Source organism: Ureaplasma ceti (genome assembly GCF_040369755.1).
Classification (GTDB): domain Bacteria; phylum Bacillota_I; class Bacilli_A; order Mycoplasmatales; family Mycoplasmoidaceae; genus Ureaplasma; species Ureaplasma ceti.
In genome coordinates, this window is sequence record NZ_BAABQM010000001.1 from 190,466 (window position 1) to 209,832 (window position 19,367).

18 protein-coding genes are annotated in these 19,367 nt (G+C 30.0%); 4 read left to right on the forward strand and 14 right to left on the reverse strand.

The annotated features are described in order from the left end of the window. Window positions 1–55: 55 nt before the first annotated feature. The 4 genes from leuS to ABWU82_RS00665 all read right to left on the reverse strand — a co-directional run bounded on the left by leuS (window position 56) and on the right by ABWU82_RS00665 (window position 5,797). Complete coding sequence (gene leuS, locus ABWU82_RS00650) at window positions 56–2,491, reverse strand: leucine--tRNA ligase (RefSeq protein WP_353289583.1); 2,436 nt, start codon at window positions 2,489–2,491, stop codon at window positions 56–58. A 737-nt stretch (window positions 2,492–3,228) separates the two neighbouring features. Next, window positions 3,229–4,179, reverse strand: coding sequence for a 16S rRNA (cytosine(1402)-N(4))-methyltransferase RsmH (gene rsmH, locus ABWU82_RS00655; protein WP_353289584.1), 951 nt, complete (start codon window positions 4,177–4,179; stop codon window positions 3,229–3,231). Beyond that, complete coding sequence (gene mraZ / locus ABWU82_RS00660; protein ID WP_353289585.1) at window positions 4,172–4,609, reverse strand: division/cell wall cluster transcriptional repressor MraZ; 438 nt, start codon at window positions 4,607–4,609, stop codon at window positions 4,172–4,174. Before mraZ ends, rsmH begins: the two co-directional genes overlap by 8 nt. Before the next feature lie 51 nt (window positions 4,610–4,660). Beyond that, the gene (locus ABWU82_RS00665; RefSeq protein ID WP_353289586.1) at window positions 4,661–5,797 is read right to left on the reverse strand and encodes a ComEC/Rec2 family competence protein; all 1,137 of its coding nucleotides are present in this window, start codon (window positions 5,795–5,797) and stop codon (window positions 4,661–4,663) included. Between the two features lie 270 nt (window positions 5,798–6,067). Here ABWU82_RS00665 and ABWU82_RS00670 point away from each other — a divergent pair, with 270 nt between their 5' ends. The 3 genes from ABWU82_RS00670 to ABWU82_RS00680 are packed head-to-tail and all read left to right on the forward strand — an operon-like array spanning window position 6,068 to window position 8,707. Beyond that, window positions 6,068–6,334 (forward strand): MG284/MPN403 family protein, encoded by a 267-nt coding sequence (locus ABWU82_RS00670; RefSeq protein ID WP_353289587.1) that lies wholly within the window; start codon window positions 6,068–6,070, stop codon window positions 6,332–6,334. Between the two features lie 56 nt (window positions 6,335–6,390). Beyond that, a complete protein-coding gene (gene der, locus ABWU82_RS00675) occupies window positions 6,391–7,731 on the forward strand; it encodes a ribosome biogenesis GTPase Der (RefSeq protein WP_353289588.1) in 1,341 nt (446 codons plus the stop codon). Beyond that, window positions 7,715–8,707 (forward strand): NAD(P)H-dependent glycerol-3-phosphate dehydrogenase, encoded by a 993-nt coding sequence (locus ABWU82_RS00680; RefSeq protein ID WP_353289589.1) that lies wholly within the window; start codon window positions 7,715–7,717, stop codon window positions 8,705–8,707. The genes der and ABWU82_RS00680 overlap by 17 nt, the downstream gene beginning before the upstream one ends. 1 nt (window position 8,708) lies before the next feature. On the opposite strand, the gene ABWU82_RS00685 is transcribed toward ABWU82_RS00680, so the two are convergent. Together ABWU82_RS00685 and ABWU82_RS00690 are read right to left on the reverse strand one after the other, a co-directional pair. Then, the gene (locus ABWU82_RS00685; protein ID WP_353289590.1) at window positions 8,709–9,215 is read right to left on the reverse strand and encodes a metallophosphoesterase family protein; all 507 of its coding nucleotides are present in this window, start codon (window positions 9,213–9,215) and stop codon (window positions 8,709–8,711) included. Then, the gene (locus ABWU82_RS00690; RefSeq protein WP_353289591.1) at window positions 9,199–9,981 is read right to left on the reverse strand and encodes a hypothetical protein; all 783 of its coding nucleotides are present in this window, start codon (window positions 9,979–9,981) and stop codon (window positions 9,199–9,201) included. Before ABWU82_RS00690 ends, ABWU82_RS00685 begins: the two co-directional genes overlap by 17 nt. Before the next feature lie 61 nt (window positions 9,982–10,042). Between ABWU82_RS00690 and ABWU82_RS00695 the strand changes: the two genes are divergently transcribed. Continuing rightward, complete coding sequence (locus ABWU82_RS00695; RefSeq protein ID WP_353289592.1) at window positions 10,043–10,876, forward strand: phosphotransferase; 834 nt, start codon at window positions 10,043–10,045, stop codon at window positions 10,874–10,876. Between the two features lie 38 nt (window positions 10,877–10,914). Here ABWU82_RS00695 and ABWU82_RS00700 read toward each other — a convergent pair whose 3' ends face one another. The 8 genes from ABWU82_RS00700 to ABWU82_RS00735 all read right to left on the reverse strand — a co-directional run bounded on the left by ABWU82_RS00700 (window position 10,915) and on the right by ABWU82_RS00735 (window position 19,363). Beyond that, window positions 10,915–11,166, reverse strand: a complete 252-nt coding sequence (locus ABWU82_RS00700; RefSeq protein WP_353289593.1) for a hypothetical protein — start codon at window positions 11,164–11,166, stop codon at window positions 10,915–10,917. A gap of 1 nt (window position 11,167) precedes the next feature. Beyond that, complete coding sequence (locus tag ABWU82_RS00705) at window positions 11,168–11,443, reverse strand: hypothetical protein (protein ID WP_353289594.1); 276 nt, start codon at window positions 11,441–11,443, stop codon at window positions 11,168–11,170. 30 nt (window positions 11,444–11,473) lie between these two features. Further along, a complete protein-coding gene (locus ABWU82_RS00710) occupies window positions 11,474–11,794 on the reverse strand; it encodes a hypothetical protein (RefSeq protein WP_353289595.1) in 321 nt (106 codons plus the stop codon). 34 nt (window positions 11,795–11,828) lie between these two features. Further along, window positions 11,829–13,754 (reverse strand): cysteine peptidase family C39 domain-containing protein, encoded by a 1,926-nt coding sequence (locus ABWU82_RS00715; protein ID WP_353289596.1) that lies wholly within the window; start codon window positions 13,752–13,754, stop codon window positions 11,829–11,831. A 119-nt stretch (window positions 13,755–13,873) separates the two neighbouring features. Next, window positions 13,874–14,044, reverse strand: a complete 171-nt coding sequence (gene rpsU / locus ABWU82_RS00720) for a 30S ribosomal protein S21 (RefSeq protein WP_353289597.1) — start codon at window positions 14,042–14,044, stop codon at window positions 13,874–13,876. An 81-nt stretch (window positions 14,045–14,125) separates the two neighbouring features. Continuing rightward, on the reverse strand, window positions 14,126–16,312 hold the full coding sequence (locus ABWU82_RS00725; protein ID WP_353289598.1) for an ABC transporter ATP-binding protein: 2,187 nt from the start codon (window positions 16,310–16,312) through the stop codon (window positions 14,126–14,128). After that, on the reverse strand, window positions 16,312–18,081 hold the full coding sequence (locus ABWU82_RS00730; RefSeq protein WP_353289599.1) for an ABC transporter ATP-binding protein: 1,770 nt from the start codon (window positions 18,079–18,081) through the stop codon (window positions 16,312–16,314). The genes ABWU82_RS00725 and ABWU82_RS00730 overlap by 1 nt, the downstream gene beginning before the upstream one ends. Before the next feature lie 208 nt (window positions 18,082–18,289). Next, window positions 18,290–19,363: a nicotinate phosphoribosyltransferase gene (locus ABWU82_RS00735; protein ID WP_353289600.1), complete on the reverse strand. Its 1,074-nt coding sequence runs from the start codon at window positions 19,361–19,363 to the stop codon at window positions 18,290–18,292. Window positions 19,364–19,367: the final 4 nt, after the last annotated feature.

The following is a 19,367-nucleotide window of genomic DNA, read 5'->3' on the forward strand; positions in this document are numbered from 1 at the left end:
CTATGTAAACATTATTCTTACATAGTCTTGTTTATTCTACTAGAAAATCTAGCAATTAGATAATTAAATTAACAATTTTGTTGACAACCACAATTGTTTTCTTCAATGGTTTGTCATTAATATAAGCTTTAACTTTATCTTGATTTAAAGCTAATTCTAATAATTTATCTTCTGGTGTATCAACTGAAACTGAGATAATATCTCTTGGTTTACCATTAATAACTACCGGAATATTAATAGTTGTAGCCACTGTTTTAGCTTCATCAAATGTTGGTCAGTTTAATTTTGTAACAGACACTGTTTCATCATTATCTAATGAATGGTAAATTTCTTCAGCTAAGTGTGGAGCGTAACATGAAAGAATAATTGCAAAGTTTTTCATGTACTCTACATAGAATTGTTTTGTTTTATAAACTTGGTTGATGAAAATCATCATTTCAGAGATACCAATGTTGAAGTTGTTATCGTTTAAGTTATCAGTAACTTTTTTCACCATTAAGTTGTAAGCTACCACTAAGTCTTCATTTACATCAGCTTCAGTAGTAACTGTTGCAATATCTAATGTATCTCTTTCCATATATAGACGGTAAACTCTGTCTAATCATTTTCTTACACCGTCTAATGATTCATTTTTTCAAGCCATTGATGATGTTAATGGACCCATAAACATTTCGTATAGTCTTAAGGCATCCGCACCGTGTGATTCAATAATATCATCTGGGTTTAAAACGTTACCCTTAGATTTTGACATCTTTTCACCATCTTCACCTAAGATCATACCTTGGTTGATAACTTTGTAGAATGGTTCTTTAGTTGGTACTACACCAATATCGTATAAGAATCTGTGTCAGAATCTTGCGTATAGTAAGTGTAATACAGCGTGTTCTTGACCACCAATGTATACGTCAACTGGTAATCATCTTGCTAATCTTTCTTTAGCTTCAGCTGAATCTAAGTCAGTGTAACTGCCATCTGGATTCTTTAATAAGTAACCAATGTAGTATCAGCATGAACCAGCTCATTGTGGCATTGTATTTGTATCTCTTAAGTATTTTTTACCCTTAATATCTACATTTAATCAGTCAGTTGCGTTAGCTAAAGGACCTTCACCTGTAGTTGATGGTTTAAATTCACTCATTTCAGGCAATAATACTGGTAAAGCTTCATCAGCTAAAATGTTGTTGTTTTCGTCAAATAATACTGGGAATGGTTCACCTCAGTATCTTTGTCTACTGAATAATCAGTCACGTAATTTGTAATTTACTTGTTTTGACGCGATGCCTTGGTTAATTAAGAATTGTTGTAATGTTCTGTAAGCGTCAGCTGTTACCATTCCGTTTACCATTAAACTGTTAATGTGTTTGCCATCCTCTAAGTAAGGTAAGGCTTCTGATTTACATTCGATTACTGGAATAATGTCTAAGTTGAATTTTTCTGCAAATTCAAAATCGTTTTCATCGTGAGCTGGTACACCCATTAAAGCTTCTGTACCAACACCAACTAAAACATAGTTAGAAACAAAAATTGGAATTCTCTTGTTGTTAATTGGATTAATTGCATAACTACCTGTAAATACACCAGTTTTATCTTTTAATTGTTTAATTTCTCTGTCTGATAACTTGTTGTATTCATCTAAGTAGGCTTCTACTTCTACCTTTTGTTCTTTTGTTGTTAAAACATCAATTAATGGATGTTTGGGTGATAAAGCTAAGTAGCTGACTCCATAAATTGTGTCAATTCTTGTAGTAAACACTTTAATTTTGTCATCTGAACCAAATACTTTGAAGTCAACGTTAGTTCCTTCCATTCTACCAATTCAGTTTTTTTGTAAGTGTTTTAAACTTTCTGGTCAGTCAATTTCTTCTAAACCTTCTAATAATTTATCAGCGTATTCAGTAATTTTTAACACTCATTGTTTCATAGGTTTTCTAACTACTGGGTGACTACCACGTTCACTAACTCTGTTGCCTTCTTTATCAATTAAGACTTCTTCGTTAGCTAATACTGTACCTAATTTTTCACATCAGTTTACGTCTACTTCTTTAATTTCAGCTAAACCGCGTTTGAATAGTTGTAAGAAAATTCATTGTGTTCATTTGAAGTATTTAGGATCAGTTGTGTTTACTTCTTTATCGTAATCAAAACAGAACCCTAATTTTTGTAATTGACTTCTAAAGTGATCAATATTAGTTTGTGTAAAAGTTCTTGGATGGTTATTTGTTTCCAATGCGTATTGTTCTGCAGGTAGACCAAAAGCATCTCAACCAATTGGGTGAAGGACATTAAACCCATTTAGTCTTTTAAATCTACTAATAATATCTGTTGCAGTATAACCTTTAGGGTGACCGACGTGTAAACCTTTACCAGATGGGTAAGGAAACATGTCCAAAGCGTAGAATTTCTTTTGAGACTTATTGTCTAAGAATTGATAAGTATTGTTATCTAATCAATATTTTTGTCATTTTTTTTCAATTTTATTATGGTTATACATAAATGTAAAATCCTCTTTTTATGGTAATTTAAATGTATTAATTATAAACGATAGACCAAATATAATGCTTATCCTATCGTGAAAAAATGAGTAGTTTTTAAAACAAGCTTAGGTTTTTTTCGTCTAACTCTCTTTTAAGAAAAAAACTTACTAAATTACGACAATTTTTTCTAATATAAAAAAATACAAAAAAACTTATTTAGCCAATTTCCTTTATTAACTCCTGCGCGCTTGAAGTTAAGAATTGGTTAAATAAGTTTTGTTTTTTAAAGTGTATCTATGTTAAATTCGTAAGAAAAGTATTATGTAATTTCAGACAGATAAGCACTTGTTTTAAAATGGTTAATCTATAATTATAATATTCTATTCCGAATAATTTCGCTATATATTAAATAAAATACCCAACATTTGTCGTTTTCAAGAAAAACAAAATGTTACTTTATAAAGTTTCGTCAAAATTTCTTATCGGTTTAATCAAGAAATTTCTATAATTCTAATTGTTAAATAAATAATTCATGGAATCGTAAAAAACTATTCTGTTGAATTTTTTCATTTATTAGAAGTTATTTAAGTTGATTCTTTTTGACTTTTAAATATTCTTTATTAATAGTTCTAGTTTGAAGAAAAACTAAATGCGATAAGGGGTCATTTAAAAATTTAAAGGGGTCTTATAAATTTTAAAAGCACGTAATAATTCTTCGTTTTGGGGTTTATTTTTTGAATTTATTTAATAAATTTTATTCAGCGTGTTTATTAAAATCAGTCCGTTTTAACACTCTTAATTTTGAAGAGTGTGCACGATTGTTTCTTTCTAATTCTTCATTCGACGGAAGAATAGCTCTTGTATTGATGATTTGAAACTCTTGTCAAACTTCTTTTAATGGAATTTCAGCAGGTAATTGATTTTTACTCAATTCCTTGAATTTTTTTACTACTAATTTGTCTTCCAAAGATTGGAAGGTGATTATTGCTAACCGACCTTCAGGACAAAGACAACTAGTAATTTCGTCAATTGCTTGGTTTAAAACACCTAATTCATCATTGACTTCCACTCTTAAAGCTTGAAAATAAACTTTTGCTGGGTGTTTATTTTTATATAGTTCCCTTACTGGGAAAGCTTCTTTAATAATATCTACTAATTCCAACGTAGTTTCGATTGGTTTTAGCGTACGATGCTTAATGATGTTGCTAACAACGGGTTTTGGATTTTTGACGTCGCCGTATTGTCTAAAAATGCGAACTAGTTCACCGGCAGGATATTCGTTAACAATTTTAGCTGCTGTTAGTTCAGCAGTTTGATCCATTCTCATATCTAACGGCCCTTCAAGCTTATAGCTAAAGCCACGATAAGAATTGTCTAATTGAGGACTTGATACACCTAAATCCATCAAGACTCCATTTACGAAATCAATTTTTAGATCTGTCAAAACTTTCTTTAAGTTACAAAAGTTGTCTTTAACAATTGTGACTCTTTGATCATTTACAAACTTTGCTTGGCAAAATTTAATGGCTTCATCGTCTTGATCGATTCCGATTAACCGTCCATTAGGACCTAATTTGCTTAGCAATAATTCTGAATGTCCGCCTCTACCAAGAGTGGCGTCAACATATATACCATCGGGAATAATTTCCAATGCGTCAACAGATGAGTTTAACAATACACTAATGTGTTTATTTGAATTATTCATCGTTATCATCATCCATTTCCTCAAATATTGAACTTAAAGAGTTGATGTCGTCAACTCTTTTTTCTTCGTTGTAAATGTCAGCATCTCATATCTCTACTTTATTGCCAACACCAATTAAAACGACATTTTTATTAATAGAACAAACTTTAATTAAGACACTCGGTAACAAAATTCTGTTAGCACTATCAATTTGTACTTCAAATGTATTACCTAAAATGGCTCTTTGTAAAGCTCTTAATTTAGCCTTGTTACTACCGTTTTGGTTAAGTGCATCTGCGTATTTTTGAAATTCTTCAGGAGTACGTAATTCAATACATTTATCAGGCGAAGCTGAAATCATAACAACAGCATCTAATTTTCTACGAATAGAAGCTGGTAAAGTTAAACGTTTTTTGCTGTCTAATGAATGTTCGTAAGTACCTAGTAACACTTTCTCCCACTTTCTAACACAAATACTCTTATAGTATATAAGAAAAAGACATTAATTTATATTGTTTTTGTAATTTTTTTGTAATTTTTTTTCTTTCCAAAAAAATATAGGAAAAAATACCGCTTCTAAAGCGAAATAATAAAGCACACTATAATAGTTGCTAATTTTACTAAAATATACGAAACTAGACACTGCTAGATTCATGTGAATTAAGCGAATTATTCCTGTAATTATTTGTGTATTTCACACATTAAATCGAGGAAGATAAAACGTTAATAATAAGTATGAATAAATGAACGGAATTAGAGCCGAATAAAGGTAGTTTAACAGCAAAAAATACACATTAATTTTTGGAGAAATTTTTAATACCATGGGTAGGGTAATGAAAAAACAACCTAACGAAATTAACATACTTAAAGCAAATTTATGTCCACTTAGATATTTCATTAAAAAGTTAATGTATATTGAACACAAAAAAGTCATTAAATAACCCAAATTATTCAACTCTTGGTTAAAACAAAACCCAATAATTAATCCAGATCAACAATTAAGTATAATGTTATCTTTTACTCTGAATAGTACTCTAAATAAGAGATTTAAACAAATCCGTAAAATTCCAATACTATAACCCAAAAAATAACCATAAATTACAGTAAAACAAAATCCACAAAAATCTCGGAAAAATGGCCGTTTTTTCAAGCAAAAAATCCGGCTTATCAGATTTAATAATAAACTAATATGAAAACCAGAAACCACGAATAAATAACCAATATTTAAACTATTAATTTGGCGCAATAATTGATAACTATTTTGATTACGAAAATTAAAGAGCAACATTTCGATAAAGCTAGCTGAATCGCTACTGTAACGGGATTCTATAAAAATCATCAATATTTTTCTTAAGTAAAAAAATTGCGTTTTTTTCTCTAAAAATTGGTTCAAAAATTTTAACGAAAGTGGTGGTATAAAATAAATAATTAATAGACTAATTCCTATTAAAATTCCTATATTTAATCATTGAAAAACCGATGTTTTTAAAAAAATTAAGCACACATAAAATGGGGTGGTAATAATTAAAAATCAGTAGTTTTTTTCAGTAATTGAAACTGAAAATAAAATAACTGTACAAAAAACAGTTAATAATTGAAATCAAGTCAATTTATATTTGTATAATTCTAAATGTATCATTCATTATTAATAATGAATGAATATAAAAAATTACTTTTGTCTTATTTTTTGCCATTTTTATGGTTTTGTTAAGACGCATTTACCAATTTTAGAGGTTTACCACCATTGAACAAAGATACAATTTTGTCGATATCTAGTTTTGACTGAAAAAACAAAAACGTTAACTATAAACAACTTTATAGTGCCCTTGAAGATATCTTCGCTATTTACAGAAATTATCGCTTTAAATGCGAATTAAAAAATTCTGTTAGTTCCTCTAATAATTTCTTAATGCACGATTGTAATTATGAAGCCATTCAAGATTACTTAAATATTATTGACATGGCTTGTAATAACCTGACCCCAGAAAACAAAGAAGTAATTAACTTAATTTTTGTAAAAAGATTAAAATACAACGAAACTTTTTACTCTAAATCTGTTTATTACGAAAAAAAGAAAAGAGCTACCCGCGAGTTCATCGGTATCTTAATTAATGATTACAATACCGAAAAAGTGTTTGCTGATTTAGTAAATAACGTCAAGCCTTTTCTCTATTAGTATAAAAATGGTAAAATATACTAATTAATTATTTAATTGACGAAGGAGAGTTTTAAATGCTAACAGTAGCAATTGTAGGAAAACCTAATGTAGGTAAGTCTACTTTATTTAACAGAATTATCGGTAAAAAGAAGTCTATTATTGACGATCAACCCGGAGTTACACGTGACCGGATTTACGATAATGCCGAATGATTAACAAGAAAATTTGAACTAATTGATACTGGTGGCTTAGAAAACTCCAAAAGAGATTTCCAATACAACATTAACAACCAAGTTAATTTTGCAATTGACGAAGCAAAAGTAATCGTCTTTTTAGTGTCTCATAAAAATGGAATTGACGAAAACGACCGTTTCGTAGCGAAAACTTTAAAGAAAAACGCTAAAGGTAAACCAGTTATCTTAGTCGTAAACAAAGCTGAACAAGATAGCGCGAGAGAAAGCGCTAACCAATACTACTCATTAGGATTTGGTAAACCAATTTTCATTTCTTCAGCTCATGGGATTGGAATTGGTGACTTATTAGATGAAATTATTAAATACAGCGATACTGCAGAAGTCACAAATACTGATGATTACCATTTCTGTGTAATTGGTAGACCGAATGTAGGTAAATCTAGTTTGGTAAACGCAATCCTAAACGAAGAAAGAGTTATTGTTAGTGATATTCCAGGATCAACAAGAGACTCAATCGATTCATCTTTCAAATACAACGGTGAAAACTTTGTTATCACTGATACAGCAGGTATTAGAAGAAAAGGTAAAGTCCAAGATAACGTAGAAAAATATTCTGTTTTAAGAGCAGAAAGAGCAATTGCTAAATCTAACTGTATCTTATTTATGATTGACGGTTCTGAAGAATTCAAAGAACAAGATGAAGTTATTGGCGGTTTAGCTTACAAAGCCAACATTCCTACTATTATAGTAGTAAACAAATGAGACAAAGTTGCTAACAAAGATAGCTCAACAATGTCTCAAATGACTAAAAAAATTAGAGCACAATTTAAATACTTAGCTTGAGCACCAATCGTTTTTATTAGTGCTCAAGATAACAAGAGAATTCACACGATCTTCTCTACAATTAATACTTTAAGAGACGAAATTTGTAAGAAAATTTCTACATCTTTACTAAATGATGTCATCTTAAAAGCGCAAATGTTACAAGAAGCCCCAATTTTTAAGGGTAACAGAGTAAAAATTTCTTATGCCACACAAGTGCAAAGTCAAATTCCTACTTTTGTAATTTTCTGTAACGACCCAAAATACTTGCACTTTAGTTATGCAAGATATATTGAAAATCAAATAAGAACTTCATTTGATTTACAAAATGTTCCTGTAACTTTATACTGAAAGTCTAAGAACGCCAATACTAGAGGCGGCAATGATTACGAAAAGTAAAATTTTAATTTTAGGAACCGGAGCATTTGGGACAGCGTTAAGTCAGCCGTTGATTGATAACGGTCATGAAGTTTACTTCTTTTCTAAAAACCAAGCTGTTTTAGAAGAGTTAACTAAAGGACAACATCACCTTTTCCCTAATACTCATTTAAGCACACCTACAGGAACATTCTCTTCTTTACAAGAAGCTTTCGCTACAGTGAAATTTAATTTTATTTTATTAGCTGTGCCATCAAAAGCTTTACCTGTTGTATACGAAGAATTAAAACCATTTTTAAATAAAGAAATCGCTATTATTAACACTTCTAAGGGATTAGCTAATAACGCTGAAGGAGTTTGATCTAATTTATTTAAAAAAGATAATTTAAACGAACATTACGCACTTATTGTGGGGCCATCATTTGCCGATGAAATTGTCACTAGACAAAAAACTATTGTCAATGTCGTCTCTGATGATCCAGAATTTAATTTATCTGTTTGTAATATATTCAACAATAATTACTTTAAAATGATTCCATTCGGTGACGAATTCGTAGCTTCTTTAGCGTCTTCGTTTAAAAACTCATTAGCCTTGGCTTTAGGTTTATTAAGTACTTTTACCGAATCATTAAACACTCGTTCCGCTTATTTAACCATCGGTGTTAGTGAAATCCAAAAAATTATTAATGTTCTAGAGCCGCATTTTAAAAGATCTATTTTGCATTTCTTTGGTATTGGTGATATTTTCTTGACTTGCAACAGCGAAATGTCTAGAAACTATTCATTTGGTAAACTCATCGGAAAAGTTGGATTCGCAGAAGCTAATAAGCAACAATCTGGAACCACTATCGAAGGAGTAAGAACATTAACCTTCATCCACCGTTATGCTGAAGAATATCAGTTACAATTGCCTTTATTTGATATTCTTTACCAAATTTGCTACGAAAATAAAAGTCATACCTCTTTTGTTGAAGATGTATGACAAGCATTTAAATAAGTTAACGATAAGTTTTAAATAAAACTTCGGTTTTATTATTTATGAAATCTATCAAGACGTATGTTCTTGATAGATTTTTATTACGCGGTAGAGCTAAAGAACCTGGATTTAAAATATATGGTTTTTTGTAATTATCAAAACTTTCTTTATGGCTATGACCATAAATAATTAAATCTACATTATCTTCAGCAAACTCATTTTCCAACTTAGTTTCTCAGTGTGTAAAACTAAACTGTTTATGACCGTGAATTAAACCAACACGCATTCCGTTAAGATTTATAACTAAACGTTCTGGTCCTCAATCATCATTATTTCCTGCTACATATACAATATGTCTTTCATCCAAAAACTCAGGTTTTAAACAATGATCACCAGCTAACAACACTAAATCAGGTTGTTCTAATTCAATAACTTCATCAAGTAAATAACCATAGCCGTGAATATCAGAAACCACTAAAACTTTTTTTAGATTATTAAAAGTTAACTCTATTTTATTTAGTTCATTCATTTAAATATTTTTTTAATTCTTTTAAATATAGTTTAGTTTCTTCTAATTCGATATGGTGTGAAGATTTTTCGAATACTAAGATTGGTACTTGGTTTTTAAAATGCTTAAATTTATAGGATTTAATCAATGACGATAAGTCCACTACTTCATCATAAACACCCATAAAAATTGCGGTATTTTTACAAAAGTGTGTTTCTTTCTTTCTAATTGCTTTTAAAGAATCGTATAAGCAAATTTGGGCAATGGCTGTATCAAAGAAATCTTGGTACTTTAAGTAATGTCTAAATTTAGCTGTAAATAAACTACTTGATCTGTCGCCAAAATATTCATCAACTTTGTAATATTCTTTTTGCATTCTGATGAAATATGAATTTAGATTATTTTTATATGATGGAATATTCGAAGTATAAGGGTTAACAAGGGTTGTAGAAAAAATTGGTGAGATAAATAAACAACCTAACGGATTCATATAATGGTGAATTAAGCTAATAATACTAGCACCGACACCACTGCCAATAAACACTATTTTAGAGGTATCGATTTCTAAATATTCAATAATATGTAACACATATTCTTGTAAGTCATTAAATTTTAAATCCTTACCTAAATGGTATAAATTTTCTCAATCCACAATAATAATGTCAAACTCTTGAGAAAAAGGACGGTAAATTTCTTGATAATATTTTGCCGATTCTGTGTATTCGGGAATTACAAATAAAATGTTTTTGGTTCATTTATAAAACATCGGTTTTTCTGTAATAAGCATAAGTGTTGGCTCCTTCTATGTATAATTAAAATTATAAACAAAAGAAGAACTGGAGTTTCATATGAACCATCCATTAACAGCAGAAGCTATTAAATTATTTCAAGAAAATGCCTCTCAGTATCGTAACGAAGCCATTTTAAGCATCGAACCTATTCACTGTGGTTATACTAACCAGTCTTTTTTACTTACCACTGAATATCATAAATTTCAAATTCGTTTAGGTCAAAATAATTCAATCGTGAGTCGTCAAAATGAAGCTACTATTCTGAAGATTATTCAAGACCAATATTTTCTTTACTATGATGTCAACAATGGCAATGCCGTTAAACACTGAATCGAGGGCGAACCGTTGTTAGATTACTACAATACGCACAATCATAATTTAGACGAAAATATTATTGATGAATTGCTTACTAAGATTCAGAATTTACACCAAATACAAGATGCTAATTTAAATAAAGTCATTCCACACGATTATTTTGTCTTTTTTAATAACAATCATGACTTATCCATTAAACATAAAAATAAGTATGTAGAACTAGTGAATAAATGAGTTCATTCTAAACCCTGAACTTTGAGTCATAATGATTTAAACTTGCAAAATATTTTAATTAATCCAAATCAGGAATTGATCTTTATTGATTATGAATGAGGCAGAATTAATCATCCATACTGAGATATTGCTAACTTTATTAGAGAATCACAATTAGAATTAACCGTAGTTCAAATGATTGCAGACAAAATGCATATCAATTATCAAGAATTGTTAGAGTTTATGTATATTTGTACCAACTTTGCATACCAATGAACTTTTAGTACTAGCTATAGTGAAGCTATTCAAAAATATCGAGAAAAAACACTAAAACTCTTAGAATCATATTTTCAATTACTTTAAAAAATGATCGCTTTAATTAGCGACCATTTTTTTCTTAACTAAAAGTTGTTAAATAATTTACAACTCATTTTCATTAATTCTGGCATTACCATAGTTTGAGGGCCTTGCACTTTTGCTGGGGCTGTTTGCGCACTATTACTAATGTTTAAACAATTAGTAATCACTCCAGTAATAATAGATAATAGTGTGGAGACTACCGTCATAATACCCCAGCCACCATAACTAATAAATGGCGTTAGAAAACCACCAGCTTTAATTGCGAGTTTTTGTTCTAAAGTAATTTTAGTCATTTTAAATGAAGGGACTCCCAATGGACATAGTTGATGACATTGCATTATGACCCGCTCTAATATAAAGCCTTGTTGAATGATCATCATAAGCTGTAGCCGTATGATATTTAGGATGAGTGTTGTTATTGTAGACCATTTGGTTAATTAATGCCAAAAAACCATTTAATGCCTGGCCCACTAAACCGGCATATAAAGCAGTATTTCACGGATAAATTCTAGTAGCAGCAAAACCCTGAGCTTGTACCGCTATTTTTTGCTGTAAATTAAGTTTATTCATAAATTTACCTTTCTGTTCAGATTTAGAGGCTTAAAGATGATTTAAAACAGCTCACAGAGGTTGATGTGTAACGATTAAATACGTCAAATCTTTTTCTGTAAGATTTAAATTTAAATTAGTAGCAAATACATACTTATCTTGTAGTTCTTTGATAAATTTTGACTTAAATAAATATGTTAATCCATTATTCTCTAGTTTTGCAACTTGGGTATTATTAAGCAAAAATTGAGCTGCTGGTTTATCTACAATTAAAAATTGAGCATTATCATAATTTTGTACATGGCAAAGATATTTCATATCAATCTTAAAACTCAATAAAAATAAAGTGGCAGATAATAAACAGGCACCCATAAGAATAGCTAGCGTGAATAGTAACCAGTTCTTTTTATAATTGGTGATCATATAGTTCTAAAAAAGCGTTGTTTTCAGTATTGCTAATTATAAAGTTAGACCGATTGATTTCATTGAATAAATCTACAACCAAATTTCGGTGTAACAAACTGGTGTTATCTAAAACTTTATCTAAAATAAGACATTTATGTTTTGCTTTCAATAAATTCAACAAAACGAAAATTCCTTTAATTTCTTTTGGTATTTCACCAATTTTAGTTATTTGTGGGTTGAGATTATAAGTGATAAATAATTGTTGAACCCGATCTTGGAATTGGTCTGGCAGATAATAAATTAATTGTTTTAAGTCGGTTTGGTACTCAATGCTACGTTCATCAATGATAAGAATTTTTTCTAAATAATTTTGGGTGTTATAACATTCTAGTTTGACATCATTAATTAAACATAATCCTTCATAACTTTTTTGTTTGATTAAATAATCAAAGTAAGGCCATTCACTTAAATTCTTATAATTTAAAGATAAATTTTTGCTGACTAAATGGCCGTTTAATTTTAATGTTTCTATTTTGTCTAAAGCGTAACCATTCTTAACATTATTTTGATTTTGATTATTTTGAGCTAATAAATCTTGCATCTTTTTATACAAAGGTTTAATGTTAAAGTATTCAAAAAACGTAGTAATTACTTTCTTTACGCTACTACTATTTAAATGAAAAATTGTTAAAGCCAAGAAAATTTGTCCTGGTTGGTTAAAGGATAAATTTCATGAAATTAATAAGACAAGATAATTTAATAAATGTAAAACAAATTCTGTAAAAAAATGAATCACTTTATTACGATAAGAAAAATTAATATGTAAATTATTTTGTTCAAATAATTCTTGCTGTAAATTATCCAATCAACGTTGTTGAAATTCTTGGTGTTGATTGGTTTGGCTGTAGTCAAAAAAATTATTTAACTCATGTTCTAACAAAAATTGACGCTTTCAAGTTTTCTCGATTAACTGTTTGTTATTCTTGTACAAAAAGAAATTGACGATCAAAACGATAAGCGTATTACTTGCAATAATAATACCGTACCAGCGGTTTAAAAATAGCAGCACTATACTAGAAGCTGCACTAATAAATAATTCACTTAAACAATCGCTCAAATAATAGGCGCTAAAATGTAATAATTTAGGAATATTACTAATATTTTGTAAAATTTCAAACTTGTTAAATGTTTTATAAAAATATAAATTCTTTTGTAAAAGCAAATCTAAAAACTGACGCATGCCGTTTTTATAAATCCGTTTAAAATACCAAGTTTTAATTAAATAATTAAAGAAATTAAAACTATAATGCAAGCTTAAAAGTAATAAAAAAATTAAGCTTAATTTCCATAAACTATCTGTCGTTAAACTATGAGGATTCACGTTCATAATTTTAGTCGTATAAAAACTCACAATTATTTCTAATGCAAATTCTAAAATACCTGTCAAAATAAATAAGCACGAAAAACCATTAAAAATTTGGTGAAATAATTTTTGGGTGTTTCAACACGGAATTTTCTCGGGTTGTTTTTTAAAATTGGTAAAGCAAACCACGCCACTAAATTTAGCTAGCGGTTTGTTCAGTGGCTGTTTTAAAACGGTGTTATCTGGATTATAAACCAGCATTTTTTGGTGTTTAATTTCCCCAATCACGTAATGCTGATACGCGCCATAATTTAACACCATCACAAACGGTTTTCTGTTATGATGGCTGATTAATTCTTGCCATGTTACTTCATAAGTATCTAATTCCACATTATAAAGGCTGCACAAATCTTCTAAATCTTTGAGGCTTAATCCTGATGGAGCTAGTTTGGTGTGTTGAGCCACTTCAGTTTTAGTAATGTTTGTATTACCATAATAATTAATGAGCATGTGTGCCACACAAATGCCACATTCATTGAAAGTGTTTTGTACTGTAATTTTCATCTTTATGTCTCCACAATAAATTAATGCGCAAGACTAACAATTTGCTTATTTTTGTAATAAACCCTAAAAAGATAACAAAAAAACCATTAGCTAGAATTTCTAGCTAATGGCATTATTTATTAGTAATTTTTGTGTTTTCTAGCTTCTTTAGATTTTTCTTTTCTACGAAGACCAGGTCTTAAATAATATTCGTGACGTTTAGAATCTCTTTTAGTTTCGTTAGAAATTCTTTTGAATTTCTTTAAAGCTTTTTCTAAATCGTTTTCTTCAACGATTACTCCTCTAGACATAACGCATTCACCACACAATCTTAAAGAATTTAATATGTAATTAATTATAAATTAAAATTAAGAAATCGCAAAAATTTTCTTTTATTCTTCGAGACATTTTTTATAATAACTGTCACGACTGATTAAGTCATTATAAGAACCTGTTTCGATAATTTTGCCGTCTTTCATTACCATGATTGAATGACTATTCAAAGTATCATGGATTTTATGAGTTAAATAGATTACGGTTTTATTCTCGTTAATTTCGTTAATTACCCGTCTCACACGAATTTGTGAACGTGGGTCTAACTGACTTAAGGATTCATCAAAGATTAATACCTTAGCGTGAGTCAATAAACATCTACAAATAGATAGAAGTTGTTTTTGACCTAATGAGAATTGTTCTCCGTTATCTTCAATGACTGTATCATAACCATTTTCTAAAGTCATCACTCAGTCATGTAGTTTTAATTTTTTCGAGATAGCAATCACTTCATCAAAACTAATGCTCTTGTTTAATAACATTAAGTTTTCTTTAATTGTACCGTTAGTTAAGAAACCATCTTGGTACGCAATTATGATGTTTTCTCTTAGTGAGCCTCTCTCAACCTCTAATAACGGAATTTTGTTATTACCTAACAAAATTTCTCCGTTATCAAGGTTATAAATTTTTACTAACAGATCAGCAATTGATCTCTTAGAAAAACCAGATTTATCGTAGATTACAACCGTTTCATTTGGTGCAATAGTAAAATTACAATTATCTAATAGTTTAACATCGTCCTTGTTAGTTAAGCTAACATCTTTAAATTCAATCTGTGTGTTTGTAACCACTGATTCAAAAGATTTTTCTTGTTCTGTATCAACTTTTTTCTCTTCCTCATGAGTTTCATGAGAGTGTGACCATACTTCAGTTAAACCACTTACAGCAGCAGAACTTGAAGAACTATTGTTGTTATAAGTACTTGTCATACTTAAAACAAAACGTTCCATATGGTTTAAATCATCTTCAGTATTTAACAGCTTAAATGAGTGAGTTGCACCAGCTATAATCATTTGTAACATATTCATTACATTACCAACTTGTGCAAACGGTGCCATGAAACCACCAGCCATTAATGAGAAGGCAGCTACAACCGCAATACCACCCATATATTGGTTAAATAAGGCTTGGTTAATATGACTTGTTTGTTCCACAGTTTCTTTAACCCCAATAATTGATGGCATATCAATACCAGCAAACGGAATGCCTTTAATAACAAATAATAAACCGATCACAGTAATGATACAGTTTAACACGTTAATAAAGAAGTTTGTGTAAGGGAACATTAAAGAAGAAATGGCTTGTGAGTGTTGCGCTGAATGACTTAATTTATTGTTAATGTCTTTAAATTCATTAATTGTTTTGTTTTCTAAACTATAAGTAGAAATGATATCTTGGTTGAAGATAGTTTCTTCAATGAAAGAGTTCATTTTACCTAAAGATTCCTGTGTTTTCTTGAATAACGGCTGTGATTTTTTTGTCATGTATAGGATAGGAATAATTAATAAAGGTAATAAACCTAAAGTAATTAAAGCTAAGTATGAACTCATTAAGAACATTGAAATTAACATTGAGAATGAAGTTAATAGCCCAGACAAGACAATTCCGGCGTTTTGTGATAAACCGTTTGTAATATTATTTACATCGTTTGTAAAACTTGAAATAATATCACCAGAAGTATGAGTATCAAAGTATTTGGCTGGTAAATTAGAAATCTTTTTGAATAAAGCTTTTCTAATTCTGTAACCAATTCCTTGAGATACTTTAATCAATAACTTCGTTTGGATTCATAAAGCTCCGGACATCACCACACAGAAGAGTGTTAACACCCCAGCATAAGCACACAAGATTTTAAAGTTAGTTCAATTAATTGTGTATCAAGTGGCTGCATGTTCTGACGTATGTGACACTTGTGAATAAGAAATCAATTCTGTCAGTTGTTGCATACCAAAGGTTGACACCGCATTTAACACTACGTTAATTAACGCAAACACTAACGCTCAAATTAACAATTGTTTGTATTGTCTACAGAACATTCATAACGTCTTGAAAGTGTTTTTATTATCTTTATAATAATGTTTCTTTCTTCGACCATTAATAATCTTTTGTTGTTTCTTTGTTAAACAATTAAAATCGATTTGGTGACTATCAACAAGTTCAAAAAACTTGTTGATGTCCGTTTTAATCAATTCGTTATAATAATCAGTCAATTTTTGATTTGGTGAAGGTTGGTTCTTAGTTACCATTATCTGACCTCTCCTTCATATTGACTTGTATACATGTCTTTATAAACTTGACAAGTTTGAATTAATTCATCGTGAGTACCATAGTCTACTACAGTTCCTTCATCAAGAACGTAGATAATGTCAGAGTTTCTTACCGCTGACACTCTTTGACTTGTTACTACAGTCGTAAATTTGTGGGTATCTTTCAATTTCTTATAGAAATCGCTTTCAACCTCATTATCCATATTTGAAGTGGCAGAGTCAATTAATAAAATTGGTGAGTCTTTAAGAATGGATCTAGTTAAACAAAGAACTTGCTTTTGTGATTCAGACAACTCTTTGGTATTATAAGTTACTTGAGTGTCTAAACCTTGAGGAAGACTGTCAATAAATTTTTCGCCTGCTCAGAAATTTAGAGCATTCTTTACATCTGTATCAGAAATGTTTTTATTTTCCATCTTCAAGTTTTCCATAATTGTTCCTGTGAATAATTTAGGGTCTTGTAAACAGATAGAAACATTTTGTCTTAAAGAGTTTTTCTTAACGTTTTTGATATTGCTATGGTCAATTGTTACAGTACCGTCGTTCGCATCATACATTCTTGCCAATAATGACAAGATTGTAGATTTTCCAGAACCAGTAGTACCAATAATACCTACCATTTCTTTATCTTTTACAGTAATTGAAACATCTTTCAAGATGTATTCTTTATTTTTGAAATATTTAAAGTTTACGTTTTGTAAACCACAGTTTCCTGATTGAATTTCTTGTCCGTTTTCATCAAACTTAATCATTGATTCATAAGTAAAGATTTCTTTAATTCTTGTCGTTGAACTAATCGCAATACTGATTTCTAAGATTACGTTAATCATTAATGATAATCCTAAAAGAATAAAGTTTGCTAAAGTTAATAAAGTACCAACGTTAGCAACAGTAATTGCTTTTGAAGGTGTTCCGACTCAAACTAATACAATTACTAATGTACTAATAACAATGTTTAAGAACGGGATAATTAACATACTGATAATGTATGCTCTTTGAGTAAATTTTGTAGTCTTTGTATTTAAACCATCGAATTTATTAATTTCGTATTGTTTTAAGTTTAAAGATCTAATACTTTTACTATTTAAAATATTTTCTCTTAAATTGCCGTTTAATTCGTCAGTTGCGTATTTTGAAAGTTTATATCATTTCAAACTAGCCTTAACGAAAATTCAAATAATAGCAATAATTGAAATTGTTACGATTGCCATTACAACCGGAATGGTTCAAATGTGAGCATCTTTTGAGTTATTCGTACAAACAACAACGATTGTACCAATTAACCCACCGATATATAACATCACTGCTCTTAAACCAGTTCTTCAAATGTAGATAAAACTATCTTGCATAATTTGAACATCGGTCGTTAATCTTGCAATTAATGATGATGTGCTGAAGTAGTCAAAGTCTGCTTTTGAAAGGTATTGTAATTTGTTATAAAGTTGAAATCTAAGATCCGTTGACATTTTTACAGCGACTTTAGAAGCTAACGATTGAGCAATTAGTCCACACGTCATTTCTAAAATACACGCTCCAATCATAATAGCCGCAGCTATTAATAGATAGTGAATACCGCCCGTATAAACGTCCTTGTAATGAATCCCTTGGATCGAACCTGGACCATGAATATTGTCAACATGTTGCGACATATCCACAACGACATTATTTAAAACCGTTAATAATAACGGAATGATAATGTCTAAAATCAGTTGAGCCAAACGAATCACGAAGACTAAACTCAATTTCAATGAGTTCTGTTTGGTTAAGCTTTTTTTAATTAAATATCACATGTTTATAGGGTTTTTAGATTTTTTAACTTGTCAATATGACTCAACTTATAAGCACTTGCTTGAGTTAAGCTACCAGAAGGTAAACATATTAACTATCTTTCATTATAAAACCATAAAACAAAAACAACTCGCTAAATTCAGCAAGTTGTTTTATATTGAACGATAATTAGATAATTTTTGTAAATAATTTTCTGTCATCTAATAAATGACGACCGACTTTAGCTTCATCTTCAAAGTTTAGTTGTACTAAATCAGCGGTAACTGAGACAGACGGATTTAAGAAATATGCTCCAATACCAAAGACATTAATTTTGGCATTTTGTTGGTTTAAATATTCAATCTTTGAAGGTGTAACTCCTGAAGAGACCACAATTTCTACATTTGGATAACCGTGTGTGTCTAATCATTGTCTAACGATTTTTACTAAGAACGGATTAATTCCGTGTTCTTTCACTTTATTTTGCAATAAAGTTTTATCGATTAGATATTTAGAAGTATCAATCCGTACAGCTCCAATTTTGTCTAAGACGTGACTGATGTTTTGTAATTCACCAATAACATCGTTATGATAATCAATTAAAGCAGCTGGTTTAGATTGGAAGACTTCATAGTAATCATTAATAACCGCTTCTAAATCACCCTTATATTGTTGAATCAAGGAGTGTGGCATAGTCCCTACAACTGTAACACCAGGTAGTCCTTTAATGTAGTGAGTTTGTGCTGGAGTCACAAATAATGTAATTCCAGCTACGTACGCCGCATAGCCATCACCGGCTTGTGTAATGTAATCATTACTTCTATCGGCCATATAAATAATTTTTTGTTCAGCATCTAATTTGGCTAGTGCCATCATACAGTTTGTAGCTACTGAACTTCTTCTCGCTAAAATACCGTCAATAATATTTTCTAAGTGGCAAAAATCTCTGTAATCGCCTGTAATCGTCATAATAGGATAAGTAGAATCGTTTAGGATAGTCCCATCTTCCACCGCTTTAACTTCTAAACGTTCTAACTGTTCAGTCGTTAATGCAAATTCTAATAATTGTTTAACTTCTTCAATCCCACACACCATAATTGGTTGGTTACTGAAATGAATGAATTGCATGGTCACGGTTTGGTTAGGTCTATATTTGTCAATCACTTGCTTAGATTTAATAAAGTAATCAGTAGTATAGTAATATTCTTTTAGCAATGGATCAAAGCTAAATTTTACGTCTTTTAAAAAATCTACATGTGACATATAT